This window comes from Kushneria sp. AK178 (assembly GCF_053903105.1).
In genome coordinates, this window is record NZ_CP096381.1 from 536,714 (window position 1) to 549,943 (window position 13,230).

14 protein-coding genes are annotated in these 13,230 nt (G+C 60.9%); 7 read left to right on the forward strand and 7 right to left on the reverse strand.

All coding sequences use genetic code 11. The features are described from left to right. The first annotated feature begins 51 nt into the window (after positions 1–51). Positions 52–918, forward strand: coding sequence for a formyltetrahydrofolate deformylase (gene purU / locus M1D97_RS02450; RefSeq protein WP_456269163.1), 867 nt, complete (start codon positions 52–54; stop codon positions 916–918). A 62-nt stretch (positions 919–980) separates the two neighbouring features. Here purU and M1D97_RS02455 read toward each other — a convergent pair whose 3' ends face one another. Both M1D97_RS02455 and M1D97_RS02460 read right to left on the reverse strand, forming a co-directional pair. Further along, positions 981–1,688 (reverse strand): hypothetical protein, encoded by a 708-nt coding sequence (locus tag M1D97_RS02455; protein WP_456269164.1) that lies wholly within the window; start codon positions 1,686–1,688, stop codon positions 981–983. A 39-nt stretch (positions 1,689–1,727) separates the two neighbouring features. Further along, the gene (locus tag M1D97_RS02460) at positions 1,728–2,465 is read right to left on the reverse strand and encodes a Crp/Fnr family transcriptional regulator (RefSeq protein WP_456269165.1); all 738 of its coding nucleotides are present in this window, start codon (positions 2,463–2,465) and stop codon (positions 1,728–1,730) included. Between the two features lie 656 nt (positions 2,466–3,121). On the opposite strand from M1D97_RS02460, the gene M1D97_RS02465 reads away from it, so the two are divergent. Continuing rightward, positions 3,122–3,832, forward strand: coding sequence for a Crp/Fnr family transcriptional regulator (locus M1D97_RS02465; protein WP_456269166.1), 711 nt, complete (start codon positions 3,122–3,124; stop codon positions 3,830–3,832). Positions 3,833–4,216: 384 nt separating this feature from the next. Here the strand turns inward: M1D97_RS02465 and M1D97_RS02470 are convergent, their stop codons facing one another. From M1D97_RS02470 to M1D97_RS02485, 4 genes are all read right to left on the reverse strand, one after another. Further along, positions 4,217–5,302 carry a calcium/sodium antiporter gene (locus M1D97_RS02470; RefSeq protein ID WP_456269167.1) on the reverse strand — a complete coding sequence of 362 codons (1,086 nt, stop codon included), beginning with the start codon at positions 5,300–5,302 and terminating at the stop codon, positions 4,217–4,219. Positions 5,303–5,541: 239 nt separating this feature from the next. After that, entirely contained in the window at positions 5,542–6,054 is a 513-nt protein-coding gene (locus M1D97_RS02475) for a ferritin-like domain-containing protein (RefSeq protein ID WP_456269168.1), read from the reverse strand. A 109-nt stretch (positions 6,055–6,163) separates the two neighbouring features. Then, a complete protein-coding gene (locus M1D97_RS02480; protein WP_456269169.1) occupies positions 6,164–6,988 on the reverse strand; it encodes a manganese catalase family protein in 825 nt (274 codons plus the stop codon). Between the two features lie 401 nt (positions 6,989–7,389). Beyond that, entirely contained in the window at positions 7,390–8,121 is a 732-nt protein-coding gene (locus M1D97_RS02485; protein ID WP_456269170.1) for a hypothetical protein, read from the reverse strand. Positions 8,122–8,554: 433 nt separating this feature from the next. Here M1D97_RS02485 and M1D97_RS02490 point away from each other — a divergent pair, with 433 nt between their 5' ends. The 5 genes from M1D97_RS02490 to M1D97_RS02510 all read left to right on the forward strand — a co-directional run bounded on the left by M1D97_RS02490 (position 8,555) and on the right by M1D97_RS02510 (position 12,212). Then, entirely contained in the window at positions 8,555–9,232 is a 678-nt protein-coding gene (locus M1D97_RS02490; protein ID WP_456269171.1) for a bacteriorhodopsin, read from the forward strand. Positions 9,233–9,299: 67 nt separating this feature from the next. Next, the gene (locus M1D97_RS02495) at positions 9,300–10,247 is read left to right on the forward strand and encodes a Brp/Blh family beta-carotene 15,15'-dioxygenase (protein WP_456269172.1); all 948 of its coding nucleotides are present in this window, start codon (positions 9,300–9,302) and stop codon (positions 10,245–10,247) included. Positions 10,248–10,340: 93 nt separating this feature from the next. Beyond that, a complete protein-coding gene (locus M1D97_RS02500) occupies positions 10,341–11,288 on the forward strand; it encodes a cation diffusion facilitator family transporter (protein WP_456269173.1) in 948 nt (315 codons plus the stop codon). Positions 11,289–11,475: 187 nt separating this feature from the next. Next, entirely contained in the window at positions 11,476–11,673 is a 198-nt protein-coding gene (locus M1D97_RS02505) for a CsbD family protein (protein WP_456269174.1), read from the forward strand. A 128-nt stretch (positions 11,674–11,801) separates the two neighbouring features. Next, positions 11,802–12,212, forward strand: a complete 411-nt coding sequence (locus tag M1D97_RS02510; RefSeq protein ID WP_456269175.1) for a hypothetical protein — start codon at positions 11,802–11,804, stop codon at positions 12,210–12,212. 299 nt (positions 12,213–12,511) lie between these two features. On the opposite strand, the gene M1D97_RS02515 is transcribed toward M1D97_RS02510, so the two are convergent. Then, entirely contained in the window at positions 12,512–13,186 is a 675-nt protein-coding gene (locus tag M1D97_RS02515; RefSeq protein WP_456269176.1) for a DUF4396 domain-containing protein, read from the reverse strand. Between the last annotated feature and the right edge of the window lie 44 nt (positions 13,187–13,230).

Below are 13,230 nucleotides of genomic sequence, written 5' to 3' on the forward strand. Positions count from 1 at the left end.
CGCCTCCGGCCCTTTTTCATGGGCTCCATAGAAACCAACAAGAGAAACGCCATGACCCGAACCGCCGATACCTGGATCCTTGCGGCGCAGTGCCCCAGCCTGCTGGGCACCGTTGATGTCGTCACGCGCTTTCTCAAGGAGCAGCGCTGCTATATCACCGAGCTCAGTTCCTTTGACGATCGCCTCAACGAAGGGTTTTTCATCCGCGCCGAGTTTCGTCCGCTGGAAGACGGCTTCAGCAGCGAGGCCTTCGAAAAGGAGTTTGGCGAGCGCGCGCAGGCGTTCGACATGTCGTTTGAACTCACACCGCCCAACAAGCGGACAAAAGTCGTGATCATGGTCTCGAAGGCCGATCACTGCCTGAACGATCTGCTCTATCGCTACCGCACCGATCAGCTGCCGATGGAGATCTGCGCGGTGGTCTCCAACCATCCCGATCTGGAACCGCTGGCGCAGTGGCACGGCCTGCCCTGGTATCATCTACCGGTCACGCCGGAGACGCGCGAGCAGCAGGAGCGCGAGATCCTGCAGATCGTCGAACAGACCGGCGCCGAGCTGGTGATCCTGGCGCGCTACATGCAGGTGCTTTCGGCGCACATGTGTGACGTGCTGGCCGGACGGGCCATCAATATCCATCACTCCCTGCTGCCCGGCTTCAAGGGCGCCAGGCCCTACCATCAGGCCTACGAGAAGGGCGTCAAGCTGGTGGGGGCCACGGCGCACTACATCAACAACGACCTTGATGAAGGGCCCATCATCGCCCAGGGGGTCGAGCCGGTGGATCACGCCCACTACCCGGAAGACCTGGTGGCCAAGGGGCGCGATATCGAATGCCTGACGCTGGCGCGCGCGGTGGGCTATCACCTCGAGCGGCGCGTGTTTCTCTACTCGGGGCGCACGGTGGTACTCGGCCACTGACGGGTTGCCAAAAAAGCCGTCTGGCGGAGTCATGCCGGACGGCCTTGGATAGCCCTGATCACTTATTCGCTGTCGGGCACATCTTCCAGCTCACGCCGCCAGCGCTGCAGGGTGCGACGCTGGCGGCGCTGCCGGTACTGCTCGGTACGGGCGTCATCCGGCACCAGCAGGACGCGACCGTCATCGTCGCTTTTCTTGATATAAAACGTCCGGCGCGCCCCGACCTGATGGCTTTCCGAGCCAAAGATGGCGATCAGACTGATTTCGATGGCAACCAGCTCGTCTTCACCGGCAATATCGTAGTTCTCGTCAAGTTCGACGCCCTGTGCCATGCCGGCCTGGCGAATCATGTTGCCGAAGGTGCCGGCCTCCATGTGCCCCCCTGATACCATGGGGCCCTGGCGGGTGAACTCGTTGAGATTGGCATCGACCCCTTCTTCCTGACGAACGATCGCTACCGGCTTGCCGGTGTTGTCCACGATGTCGGTGACATTGCAGACCCACTGCGTCTTCGAGGTGGTGACACGCACCATGACAAGGTCAATAAAGACGCTCTGCTGGCTCATGTTGCTGAACAGACAGACCGAATTGATATCACGCCCCTTGCCGCGATTGATGATGATCTGCGAGCGGCGCTGAAGGCGGAAGTTATGCAGCAGCAGCTGCAGGTAGGTCGCCCAGATGATCAGCATGCCCACGCTGGTGATACCGCTGAACGTGGAGGCGTTTTCGGTCGTCCACTGCCACAGGCCATCCAGCGAGGAAAACATTCAGAGGCTCTTCGGGTTATGGAGTGTAAGGCAGAGACATCATGACGCCAGCCGCAGGCTGGTCGGCGGCGTCCCGCCAAGGTGTAGATAATTATTGTCGAAACCGGCAAATTCGGCCAGCTGCGGCCAGTCCATGATGGTCAATGTCCTGCGACACAGCGATATCAGCTTCCTGCGCCTGAGAAGCTGCAGCGAGCGGTTGAGATGCACGGGCGACAGCCCCAGGGCTTCGCTCAGGGCGACCTGGGTCAGCGGAAAGTACATGCTGTTGCCCTCGGTCCTGCCGATGATGGCGCAGCGGGCAAACAGCTCACACAGCAGATGGGCCAGACGCATGACCGCCGGGCGACGGGTCACGTTCAAAAGCCACTCGCCCATGATGGACCGGTCCACGGCCGAGGCCCAGGCCAGCCCCTGTGCCAGACCGGAATCCGGCGTCAGCTGTGACAGAAGCCTGCGGCGGTCAAGGCGGGTAATACGAATATCCGACAGCGCCCTGATGCCGTGATCGAAGCGGCAGGGGACGGGGGAAAGATCGTCACACAGATCGCCCGGCAAAACGAAGGCGATGACCTGGTCGCTGCCGTCATGGGCGCTTTTCAGGCGACAGGCCCAGCCTTCGGTAACGATATCGACACTTTCCGGCGTGTCGCCGGGTCGGGCCAGCGTCTGGCCTCTGGAAAAATGATGCTTGCTCTCCACGCACTCCTGCAGGGCGGCCTTCTCGTCATGGGTGAGGGCGGTGTAAAAATTCATTTTATTGATGAATGGATACATGAACCGACGGCCTCCTGAGCCCTTGAAGGATATTTGTTTGAGTAGAGCGAGTCAGCGTCTTCTTTTATTGGACTGATCCCGCTATCCATTGCTGCCCCGGGCGTTATCGGATATGACCGCCCGGGAAGTCATCGCTTTTGCCACGCTGGATACCGTGTCAGCATCGCCTGAATCGCCGCCGGGTCCAGCCCGGGGTAGCGCCTTCTGATGCGGCCATCATGCCGTCAGCACCTCGATTCAATGTATTGTTCAAGGCGTGAATCGTGCGGTTCCAGCCCTGATCGATGGCGTTATGGCGCACGACTGTCAGCATCCAGTATAACTTTCGGTCGGTATTTCATATCCATAACGCATGTTGTTGATGAGTGCCCTGCGGTGCTTTCTGGACCTTTAATTTGTAAGGTAAACAGGGTGTTGTGTAAGTATTGATGCGAAAGGGCGTCATTATTATTACTTCACGACTGTCATTGATGACGAGATGATTCAGGTTAATTTTTAATGGCCATCGATCGGCAGCAAGATAACGGGTCGCCGTTCTTTGAATCGTTGATTCGGGTTATTTTTCGAGAAAAATGATCGTCAAACTCGAGGCAAAACATGCTTTTATTATTATGGCATTCATGTTGCAATGATCGGAATTTTTCAGGGTGTTTCCGATGATCGAGCCACTGGTTGCCAGGCTTCAGCACTACACGGAACTGAAAAAGGACGACGTCAATATGCTGCGTTCGATACCGGAGCGCACGACGCGTTTTGACAGGGGCGAGTACATCATTACCGAGGGCGATGACCCCGTTGCGGTTCATTTGATGCTCGAGGGGTGGGCCTGTCGCTGCAAGATGCTGTCCGACGGGCGCGAGCAGATCATGGGCTATCTGATGGATGGCGATCTCTGCGATCTTCATGTCACGCTGCTGTCGCACATGGATCACTCCATACGTACCCTGACCCCCGCCACCGTCGCCATGATTCCCGAAGAGAGCATCAACCGGATTTTTGAAGATTATCCGCGTCTGGCTCGAGCGCTTTCATGGTATACGACGGTGGATGAAGCCATTACCCGACACTGGCTTCTCAATGTCGGATTGCGCAGTGCCGAGGCGCGCGTGGCGCATCTTTTCTGTGAAATGGTGGTGCGATTTCAGGCGGCCGGCCTGACAGAAAACACAACCATTGCCATGCCTCTGACACAGGTCAATCTGGCCGAAACGCTCGGTTTGACTTCCGTTCATGTCAACCGGGTACTTCAGCGGCTTCGTCAGAAAAATCTCATTACACTGGCGCAAAAAAGACTGGTCGTGCTGGATTTCGAGGGACTCAAGGCAGTGGCCGAATTCGACGCTGGCTATCTGCATCTCAAAAAATAACCCAGGGTGTCAAAAGAAGCCGATCCTTCGATCCGTCCGACATGGGTTGTCATTTTTCCTCGCTCGATATTTACCGCAATAATCCTGTATTTCGTGAAATAATGAATTATATGGCGTTGCCGGGCCTGGTAAAAAGCAGTAAAAAAGGGCGAATCCTTTCGCCCGAATGTTGATCATCCCTGATACACCTGCCGTATCGCCGTTTTGTGCCGACTCACCTATAAAGCAGGTCAGTTTTGCATCATTATTGTCTGCTGACAGTCAATTATTTGATGCAAACCAGCGGGTGGCGCGGTGTCGCTTGCTCAATGTTGAAGCGACAGCATTGCCTGAGTGCCTGTACGCCTATCCCCGCTATCAGGTGGCTTGTGCTGATGGAACGTCTCAGGCGCGCTGGGCCCGCCAGGCTCTGGCGCCCAGGATCACCAGTGTGACCGCGGTCAGGGGCAGGGCGTACAACAACACGGCGTCGGCCAGCAGGGCGGCGCTGTCCTGCCCCGTGGAGTACAGCACCAGGTAGGCGGTGTAGGCGACGTAATAGGCAAAGAACAAAAGCCCCTCCCAGCGCTCGATTCGATAACCGGTAAAGAAGATCGGCAGACAGGCCAGCGACACGGCAATCATCACCGGGAAGTCGAACACCAGCGCGTTGGCGGGTACGGGGATGCCGTTGGGCGCTACCAGCGAGGCCAGGCCCAGCACGCACAGCAGATTGAACAGCCCGCTGCCCACCACGTTGCCCACGGCGATATCGCGCTCGCCCCGTGCGGCAGCCATGATCGAGGTGGCAAGCTCCGGCAGGGAGGTCCCCACCGCCACGACCGTCAGCCCGATGACCAGATCGGACAGTCCCAGCGCCCGCGCCAGGGCCGTGGCGCCCTCGACCAGAAAGTGGGAGCCGGCCACCAGCAGCACCAGACCGGCCACGATCATGACCAGATACAAAAGCCAGGCCATTGGCGCGCGCGAGGGGGCCGGTTCGGCATCGGGATTTTCCGAGGCTGACTCTTTTCTGCTTTCGCGCAGGCTGCTGATTACCATGTACAGCGTGTAGGTCACGATGCAGGTAAAGAGCAGCGCGCCATCGAGTCGGCTCAACACGCCATTGGCGCCCAGCGCCCAGACCAGCAGCCCGGCGACGATCAAAATCGGCACATCCAGTCGAATCAGCTGACGCGACACGATCAAGGGCGCCACCATCGCCGTCAGGCCCAGAATCAGCAGCACGTTGGCGATATTGCTGCCCACCACGTTGCCCAGTGCCAGATCACCGCTGCCGCTGAACGCCGATTGAACGCTGACCGCGGTTTCCGGCGCGCTGGTGCCAAAGGCCACCACCGTCAGGCCGATCACCAGCGAGGGGATGCCAAACAGGGCGGCCAGTTTCGACGCGCCGCGCACCAGCACTTCGGCTCCGCCCATCAAAAGCACAAGGCCGGCAACAAGGTAGACAAGGGTCATCAACGTCATGGAAGGCACTCCCGGCAGAGAATTGTCACGGTTCGATCCTGATACGGCGATCGTGGCTGCGATAATGGTCGAGGCGCGCCGGATACGCCAGAAGATGACGCCTTTATTGACGGGGCGCCCGGGTCGATGGCGCAGGACCGACAGGGAAAGTGGGGCTGCCGGGAAAGCAGGGCTGACAGAAAAAGGGGCCCGATACCGTGGTATCGGAACCCCGAGTGCACCGGCTGACAGAAAGGACGTCAGCGTTTGGCGGTGGTGTCGTCCTGTTCGGCGCGCTCCAGGAAGGCCTGTGTGATCGAGGGAAGATGGTCTTCCAGCCACTTCGCCATGGCCTCTTCCTCCTTGAGAATGCGCTCAAGCGTTGCGCGCACCTCGGGTTCGCCCAGATAGTCGGCTGCGCCGATCAGCGCGCGATAGTTGGCGATTTCGAAGTGCTCGAAGGCATAGCTGGCCGCGCCGCCCTTGACCACTTCATCACTGGTGAACATGCCGCCCATGCCCTGGGCGGTCGCCGCCATCTTGCCGCCCATGTCCTTGACGCCGGACGTGCTGCCATCGAGGCGCTCGATGCACTCTTCCAGCAGCGCCGACTGGCCCCGGGTCTCCTCGATATGCTGCTCGATGCGCTCATGGAGTTCCGGGTAGTGCTCGATACGTTTGGCCTGCGCCTTGAGCATGGTTTCTGCCTGCTGCTCCATGGCATGGGCATCACGCAGCCAGTCCATGAAGTGGGCTCTTGCATCCGTTGCCATGTTACTTCTCCTTGTTTCTGACCAGATACCTGACCAAAAGGTGACTGCCGGGCTGACGCCGATATCGCCGTCAGGCGGCGATATCGGTTTTCAGACATCTTCGCGGTCTTTAGAGCTGCTCTTTCTGCGCGCCCGAGCCGGGTCTGGCCTTGCCCAGGCTCGGCACCTGTCCCAGCGGTTCGGGCTGCTGCTTGAAGCTGAAGCTGCTGCGACCATCCAGCGACGGGCCTTCGCTCCAGCGCCCCTGCGGCGCTTCCTTGTCGAGCAGCGTGTTGAGGAAGTAGTACGAGTGCTCGGTGGCCTCGTGTTCTTCCGGCGTGCTGTTGGGAATCGGCAGGTTCTCCTGCAGACCGCCAAGATCCTCGATCACCGCCAGCCACTGCTGCTGGTGATAGGTGTCGCGGGCGATCAAAAACGACAAAAAGTCCTTCATGCCCTTGTCATCGGTCCAGTTGTATAGACGGCTGGCCAGCACGCGGCCGCCGGCCTCGGCGGCCACGTTGGCCTGCATGTCGGCGGCGATGTTGCCGGTGGCGTAGACATGGCTCATGTCAAAGGGCACGCCGTTGGCGTTGACCGGCATGGCCGAGAGCCCGGAAGAAAGCAGGTGACGCGGGTTGGCACCGCCCAGGATGGCATTGATGACCGGGTCCTTGGCGGATTCTTCCTGATAGGAGACCGGTGCGCCCTCCAGGTTGAGCGCCACGGCATGGCCCAGCATCTCGATGTGGGCGAGCTCTTCGGTGGCCGTGGACATCAGGAGATCGCGAATCCGGTCATCGCCCCGGGCGCCCATGGCCTGGAAGAAATACTGCATGGCGACACGGATTTCCCCTTCGATGCCACCGATCGCCTGCTGCAGCAGCATGGCAAACTGCGGATCGGGCGTATCGACCCGAACGGGATATTGAAGCTTTGAAGAGTGATGAAACATGGATGCCTCCCTGCATGAATGGTCAGGTCACAAAAGACCCGCTGGTGTCATCGATAAGCCCGTATGGCAGCTCATGTTCCAGTGTGATGACACGGCAGAACCGGGCCGCCTGCAGGGGCATGAATGCCCTCATGGCGGTGCGGGCTGCTGTATCAAGCGTGAGCAGAAAGGCAGGAAACAGCAAAAAATACAGGGTGTTTTAATATGATGAAATGTGTCGTTTTGAACCGGATTAACCGATATCAAGGCGCGTTTGACAAAACGGGCTACGCCGCCTGTGTCATCGGCAAATGCATGAGAATTGTCTGAAAAAGGCAGGCGTGATCTGCCGGATCGAGCCGGCGATGCCGGTGGCGCATGGGGTGATGCCGGACACGGCAATGGCCGAAGCGAGCGTGCCCCTACAGGCCCCTGATGGTAATGTCCTGTCGCCAGCGGTCGAGCCGGCGGCGCGCGCGCCGGGAGGTGAGCAGGTGGGTGTGGTCCCTTTCCGGAGCCAGCATCAGCTGGTTGTCATCGCCGCGCACCAGATTGAAACGGCGCCGCGCGCCGATGGGGCGTTTTTCCGTGGCCTGAATGACGATCAGATTGATCTCGATGGCCTTCAGGGTCTCGTCACTGTTGTTGAAGGTGTAGTCGCGGTTGAGCGTCAGGCCGTACTGCTGCGCGGCGTGGGCAATGATGCGGTCAAAGCGGCTGGCCTGCATGTACTGCATCGAGTGGAGCGGCCCCAGGCGGCTGACCAGCTCGCCTTCCTCTTCACCGCCGCCCTTGTCGGTGTCGCCCTCGTCGGTGGTGTCTTCATCGGCGGCGGGCTGTTGCTGCCGGGTATCTTCATCCGTGAGTTCGGTGATATCGCAGGCCAGCGTCTGCCGATCGGTCTCCAGACGCGCCAGAACGGACTCCACGAAAATGACGCCATGGCCCATGTTGCTGACCAGGCAGGGGCCTTCGACTCGACGGGCCTTGCCGTGCTTGATCAGGATGGACGGCTGACGCAGGGCGCGGGCCGTGCTGACGGCAACCTGCATGGCGATGCCCCAGATCAGCACGTGGCCGACACTGGCCAGCCCGCTGACAGCGGTCGCATTGTCGGTAATCCAGGCCCACAGGGCACTTGACTGGCTGATCATGCCGTTCTCTCCCGACAGGCATGGAGGGTATTGAAAGACAAGGGTAGCAGAGCCCGCCGGTCGGCCCGTTATTGATCACACGCGCTTTTGATTCGATGCCGGGGCGGGCGATGGGCAGCACTGCGATGAGCAAGGGCATTTCGATAGTAAAACCTCATCAGGTCAGGGCTATCGAGCCATCCGGTTTCGACTGATTCTGGATGGCGGCTTCAGGATCGTTTCAACTGGAGGTCAACAAAACGTCAAGGATGCACCACTAAAGTGCAAGCCGGCACCGGGGGATTACATTTGATCCAGGTGTTAACCTGGGCTAATTTCAAATTGTCTTCAGGCTGGTTTCAGTTATCGCCGTGTCAGCGTCATGGCGCGCCTGCAGGGCATCTTCCGATACCAGTGATGACGATCTCAATGAAAAGCAAAGGAGTGCCTGCCCATGTCATCCGGCGTACAACTGTCCTTTACCATTGGCTGGATCGCGATGCTGTTGGGGGGCGTGCTGTTCTGGCTCACCAGTCGCCGCCTGCCAACGTTTGAAAAACGTCATGGCATTGCTGCCATGACCATCGTCTTCGTGGCCTTTGCCAACTATTTCGCCATGGCGCTGGGTCAGGGCGATCTCTTCTTCAATGACCGAACGGTGTATTTTGCCCGTTATATCGATTGGGCCATCACCACGCCCATTCTGCTGGCCAGTCTTGCCATGTTTGCCGGTCGCTCGCTGGGTCGCATCTCGACGTTGCTGGCGGCGCTGGTCGCGGCCGATGTCTACATGATCGTGACCGGTCTGGTCGGCAATCTCTCCAGTGCGCCCTACAACTATTACTGGTGGGTGATCAGCATGGCGGCCTTTCTTGTCGTGCTGGCGCTGGTGTGGGGGCCACTGCGTCGTCAGGCCAGCGAAGAAGGACAGATCGCGCCCTACTCGAAGCTGGCCGGCATGCTGACCGCGCTGTGGGTGTGCTATCCCATTGTCTGGCTGGTGGGCAGCTCCGGCGCCGACATGATCTCGGTAACCGTCGAAAGCTGGCTCTATCTGGTGCTGGACGTGACGGCCAAGGTCGGTTTTGGTGCCGTCGCCCTCAACGCCGCTCGTCAGGGCCAGGCGCGCTGAGGTCATGACCGGGCCGCCCCGTGCGGCCCGGCCGGTACGCTTTTGGCGTTCAAAAGGGGATAGAATCATGACCTCCATCAGAGCGCTGCACGCCTCAAATACCGAGACCGGTGCCCTGCGCGGGAGACTCGTCTGGCTGATGGCCGCTGCCCTGGTACTGGCGCTGCTGGGAGAGCAGGGGGCCTCTGCCGGTGTGCTGTCGCTGCTGGTGCTGACGCTTGGCGTGGCGCTGCTGGGACTGCCTCATGGTGCCTTTGATCATCTGACCGGAGCGCGGCTGATCGATCACTACCTGCCGGGTGCGCGGCATCCGCGTGCCTGTCTTGGTGTGTTCATGCTGGGCTATGGGCTATTGTCGATCTCGCTGCTGTGGTGCTGGTACCACTGGCCCACGCTGGGTCTGACCGTGTTTGTGCTGCTGTCGGCGGCGCATTTCGGCACCGACTGGCGCGGCCAGCAGTCGCTGATCTGTCGGCTGTGCTGGGGCGCGCTGGTGATTGCGCTGCCGTTTTTCTGGCGCCCGGATGAGGTGGCCGACATCGTGCAGAAACTGGCCGTTCCCGAGCCTGCGCCCTTTCTTCTGGCGGCGCGCCCGGTGGTGGCGCTGGCGCTGGGCATCGTGCTTGTGGGTGTTCGACATCGCGGCGTCGCGTTTTTATCAGCGACCGGAGTGTTGCTGCTGGGCGCGGCACTGCTCAATCCGCTGGCCTACTTTGTCTGCTATTTCTGCTGCTTTCATAGCCCGCTGCATCTATCCGCCATTCGACGCGAACACGACCTGGCCGGGCGCCGGCAGATGCTGACGGTGGCGGCGCCGGTAGTGCTGTTGACCTGGCTGGCAGCCGGCGGTGGCTACCTCTGGATGACCCACGAGCATGTGGCGGGTGCTCTGGTCAAGACGATCTTTATCGGGCTGGCCTGTCTGACGGTGCCGCACATGCTGGTCGAGTGGCTGGGCGAGCGTGTTCAGCGCCCGGCAGCGACAGCATCGGGTCCGGGATACCCATCGCGTTGAGGGCACCCCTGCATGCAGGGGCGTACATCATGAGCCATCATGAAGGTCTCATCATGGCTTGACGCCTCGCAGACGCAACGGAAACAACAGCTCATGACGCAGGATCACCACCACGACCCCCATCATCACGGTCACGGCCATCACCACCACGGCACGGACAACGAGCGGCGCCTGCTCTGGGCGATGGTGCTGACCGGCGGCTTCATGGCACTCGAGGTGGTGGGCGGTGTGGTCACGGGGTCGCTGGCCCTGCTGGCGGATGCCGGCCACATGCTGACCGACAGCGCCTCGCTGGCGCTGGCCTGGGTGGCTGCCCGGCTGACGCAGCGCCCGCCCAACGCCCGCAAGACCTACGGCTATCACCGCGTGCAGGTGCTGGCCGCGTTCGTCAACGGGCTGGCGCTGCTTCTGATCGTGGCCTGGATTCTGTTTGAAGCCGTGCGTCGACTGCTGGCACCGCCCGAAGTGGCCGGCACCGGCATGCTGGGGGTTGCCGTGGTCGGCCTTCTGGTCAATATCGGCGTGTTCTGGCTGTTGCACAGCGGTGATCGGGGCAACATCAATATTCGCGGCGCGCTGCTCCACGTGCTGGGCGATCTGCTGGGGTCGGTGGCGGCCATTGTCGCGGCGGTGATCATCATGGTGACCGGCTGGATGCCGATCGATCCGCTGCTCTCGCTGCTGGCGGCGGCACTGATCGCCCGCAGTGCGTGGAAGATTACCGCCCAGTCGGCGCACATTCTGCTCGAGGGCGCGCCCGCCCATATCGACAGCGAGCAGCTGGTCCATGATATCCCGCACGCGCTGGACGATATCCACAGCGTGCATCATGTCCACATCTGGTCGCTGACGCCGGAGCGGGTGATGGTCACCCTGCACGCCGTACCCCATGAGGGCGTGGACCCGGACCGGGCGATCGTGGCCATCCGGACCTGGCTCAAGACACATTGTGATGCCGACCACGTTACGGTCCAGATCGAGCGCCGGGTGCCCTGCGTCGAGCAGGGCCGCAACGAGTCTCACCACGCGCCCCTGTCCTGATCACGGCAGATGAGCGGCTCGGGCGCACCATCAGGCGTTCCGGATAACCCAGGTGATGGATGATGGCCGGCCGGTTGTTTTTGAATGCGCGCCACCTTGATGCGCCAGGCAACGCATCGAAGGTCCATCAACCGTGCGGCGACCGGATGTCGCGGCATGACCATCATCATGAAAGGAACGAGATACCGTGTCTGAAAGTGGCCAGAGCGCCAAATGGGACAGGATCGCCGGACAGCTCAAGGAGACGTGGGGCGTCGTTGCCAACGACCTCTCGGCCTATGAGCACGGCGAGGTGCAGCGCATCGCCGGCCTGCTCAAGGAGCAAAAGGGTTTGAGCGACGAAGACGCCAAACGCGAAGCCGAGCGCATTATGCGCAACTCCTGATCCGTGTGATGTGTGTCACACTGCATGGCGCAACCGATAAAGCCCGGCGTTTGCCGGGCTTCTTGCGTTTACGGGTGCCGGGGCGCAGATTCAGCAAGGGCAACGGTGGCGTAATGGAGGGCGAGACAATGAGTGAGATCAATACCCTGAACACGGCGACAACGACACGCCCGGCGCCGGTGACGCTGGTGTGGATCGTGCTGGTCGTGGCCTGGGGCGCGTTTCTGCTGCCCCGGGCGGGCTCCGGGCTGCTGGTCGGCTGGCCGTTGAATCTGGTCGCCTTTTGCCTGGCCATCGTGATCGTGGCGCGCGGACGCACGGTAGCCGGCATTCTGGCCCTGGCGGCCTCCGTGGTGGTGTCGCCACTGATCTATCTGCTGGGGCTGGTGCTTTTGATGCTCACCACCGCCTTCAGCGATGTCGAGATCGACATTCAGGAGTCCGGCCCGGTGCCCGAGCATCACGCGCCGCCGCCCCGGACTGACAACACGCCACCGCTGCAGATGACCGCGCTGTCACCGGAGCGAAACGTGACATGACAACAGGCGCCATATCGATGGCGCCTGTTGGCTCACCTCACTTGGCAGGAGCGGGACGTCACTGCTCGTCAACGGGATAGTCCGTGTTGGCGCTCACTTCGCACCACTGCTCGCTTCCGGTGACATCCAGCCTGCCGATGCATCCCTGTCTTGACGCCGACCACATCGAGCGGATCTGTCAGGCCGTCAAGGAGGCCAGCCATGTACGCTAGCCCGCGGCACACCCTGCACGTGGCGGTGGCCGGGAGAGGGTGCCAACGTTCCCGGCGGGCGCCGCTGCGTTGTATCGTACGGTAATACTACATGGCGTGCTTGATGCCCCGCCGGACCAGCCACTCGTTGGCCGGACAAGAGGTCAGAAGCCCCACCAGCATGGCGATCTGCATCATGAACCAGAATGTTGGCGTGGTGGCATCCATTCGCCCTCCCAGAAACAGCGGTGTGGCGATCAGCATCCAGAGAACCATGCCGGCCTGAAACGCGATCAGCGACAGCGTATCGGCCTTGATGGCGTTGAACAGCGCACGTTTCGGCGAGGCCTCGCCCATCTCGCGAATGGGCAGATACTGAAACAGGATGCCGAAGGCGTAGGCGGCCACAAACGCCAGCAGAAAATGGCCGGCCATGTGTGAGCCGAGCAGGGTGAAACCCAGCGCCGTGGCAAGCGGCGCGGCGATGATATCGCCCAGGGTGCAGCCGCCGCCGCAGTGGGTGGCAGAGACCAGCACCCCCTGCCATCGAGGCTTGTCGCCGTGGTGATGATGGTCGGAAGTTTCACGGTTCTGATGGGCAGGGGCTGCCCGCCCCAGCTTCTGATAGACCCACCAGCCCACCACCGGCATGTAAAGCCCGGTGATCGGCCAGGTCACGTTCATGATGGCCATGTGCTGCGGGCGTCGGCGCACATCCACGGCGATCAGCGCGCAGGTCACCACACCCAGCAGCAGAACACTCCATGACAGAACGGTCAGCATTGGCACACTCCCTGTTGCCTTCAGTTTGAATTCACCTGATGACA

Bases quoted from the DNA above. Each gene is read 5' to 3' on its own strand.
- purU (WP_456269163.1), top strand. From the start codon at position 52: ATGACCCGAACCGCCGATACCTGGATCCTTGCGGCGCAGTGCCCCAGC.
- M1D97_RS02455 (WP_456269164.1), bottom strand. From the start codon at position 1,688: ATGTTTTCCTCGCTGGATGGCCTGTGGCAGTGGACGACCGAAAACGCC.
- M1D97_RS02460 (WP_456269165.1), bottom strand. From the start codon at position 2,465: ATGTATCCATTCATCAATAAAATGAATTTTTACACCGCCCTCACCCAT.
- M1D97_RS02465 (WP_456269166.1), top strand. From the start codon at position 3,122: ATGATCGAGCCACTGGTTGCCAGGCTTCAGCACTACACGGAACTGAAA.
- M1D97_RS02470 (WP_456269167.1), bottom strand. From the start codon at position 5,302: ATGACGTTGATGACCCTTGTCTACCTTGTTGCCGGCCTTGTGCTTTTG.
- M1D97_RS02475 (WP_456269168.1), bottom strand. From the start codon at position 6,054: ATGGCAACGGATGCAAGAGCCCACTTCATGGACTGGCTGCGTGATGCC.
- M1D97_RS02480 (WP_456269169.1), bottom strand. From the start codon at position 6,988: ATGTTTCATCACTCTTCAAAGCTTCAATATCCCGTTCGGGTCGATACG.
- M1D97_RS02485 (WP_456269170.1), bottom strand. From the start codon at position 8,121: ATGATCAGCCAGTCAAGTGCCCTGTGGGCCTGGATTACCGACAATGCG.
- M1D97_RS02490 (WP_456269171.1), top strand. From the start codon at position 8,555: ATGTCATCCGGCGTACAACTGTCCTTTACCATTGGCTGGATCGCGATG.
- M1D97_RS02495 (WP_456269172.1), top strand. From the start codon at position 9,300: ATGACCTCCATCAGAGCGCTGCACGCCTCAAATACCGAGACCGGTGCC.
- M1D97_RS02500 (WP_456269173.1), top strand. From the start codon at position 10,341: ATGACGCAGGATCACCACCACGACCCCCATCATCACGGTCACGGCCAT.
- M1D97_RS02510 (WP_456269175.1), top strand. From the start codon at position 11,802: ATGAGTGAGATCAATACCCTGAACACGGCGACAACGACACGCCCGGCG.
- M1D97_RS02515 (WP_456269176.1), bottom strand. From the start codon at position 13,186: ATGCTGACCGTTCTGTCATGGAGTGTTCTGCTGCTGGGTGTGGTGACC.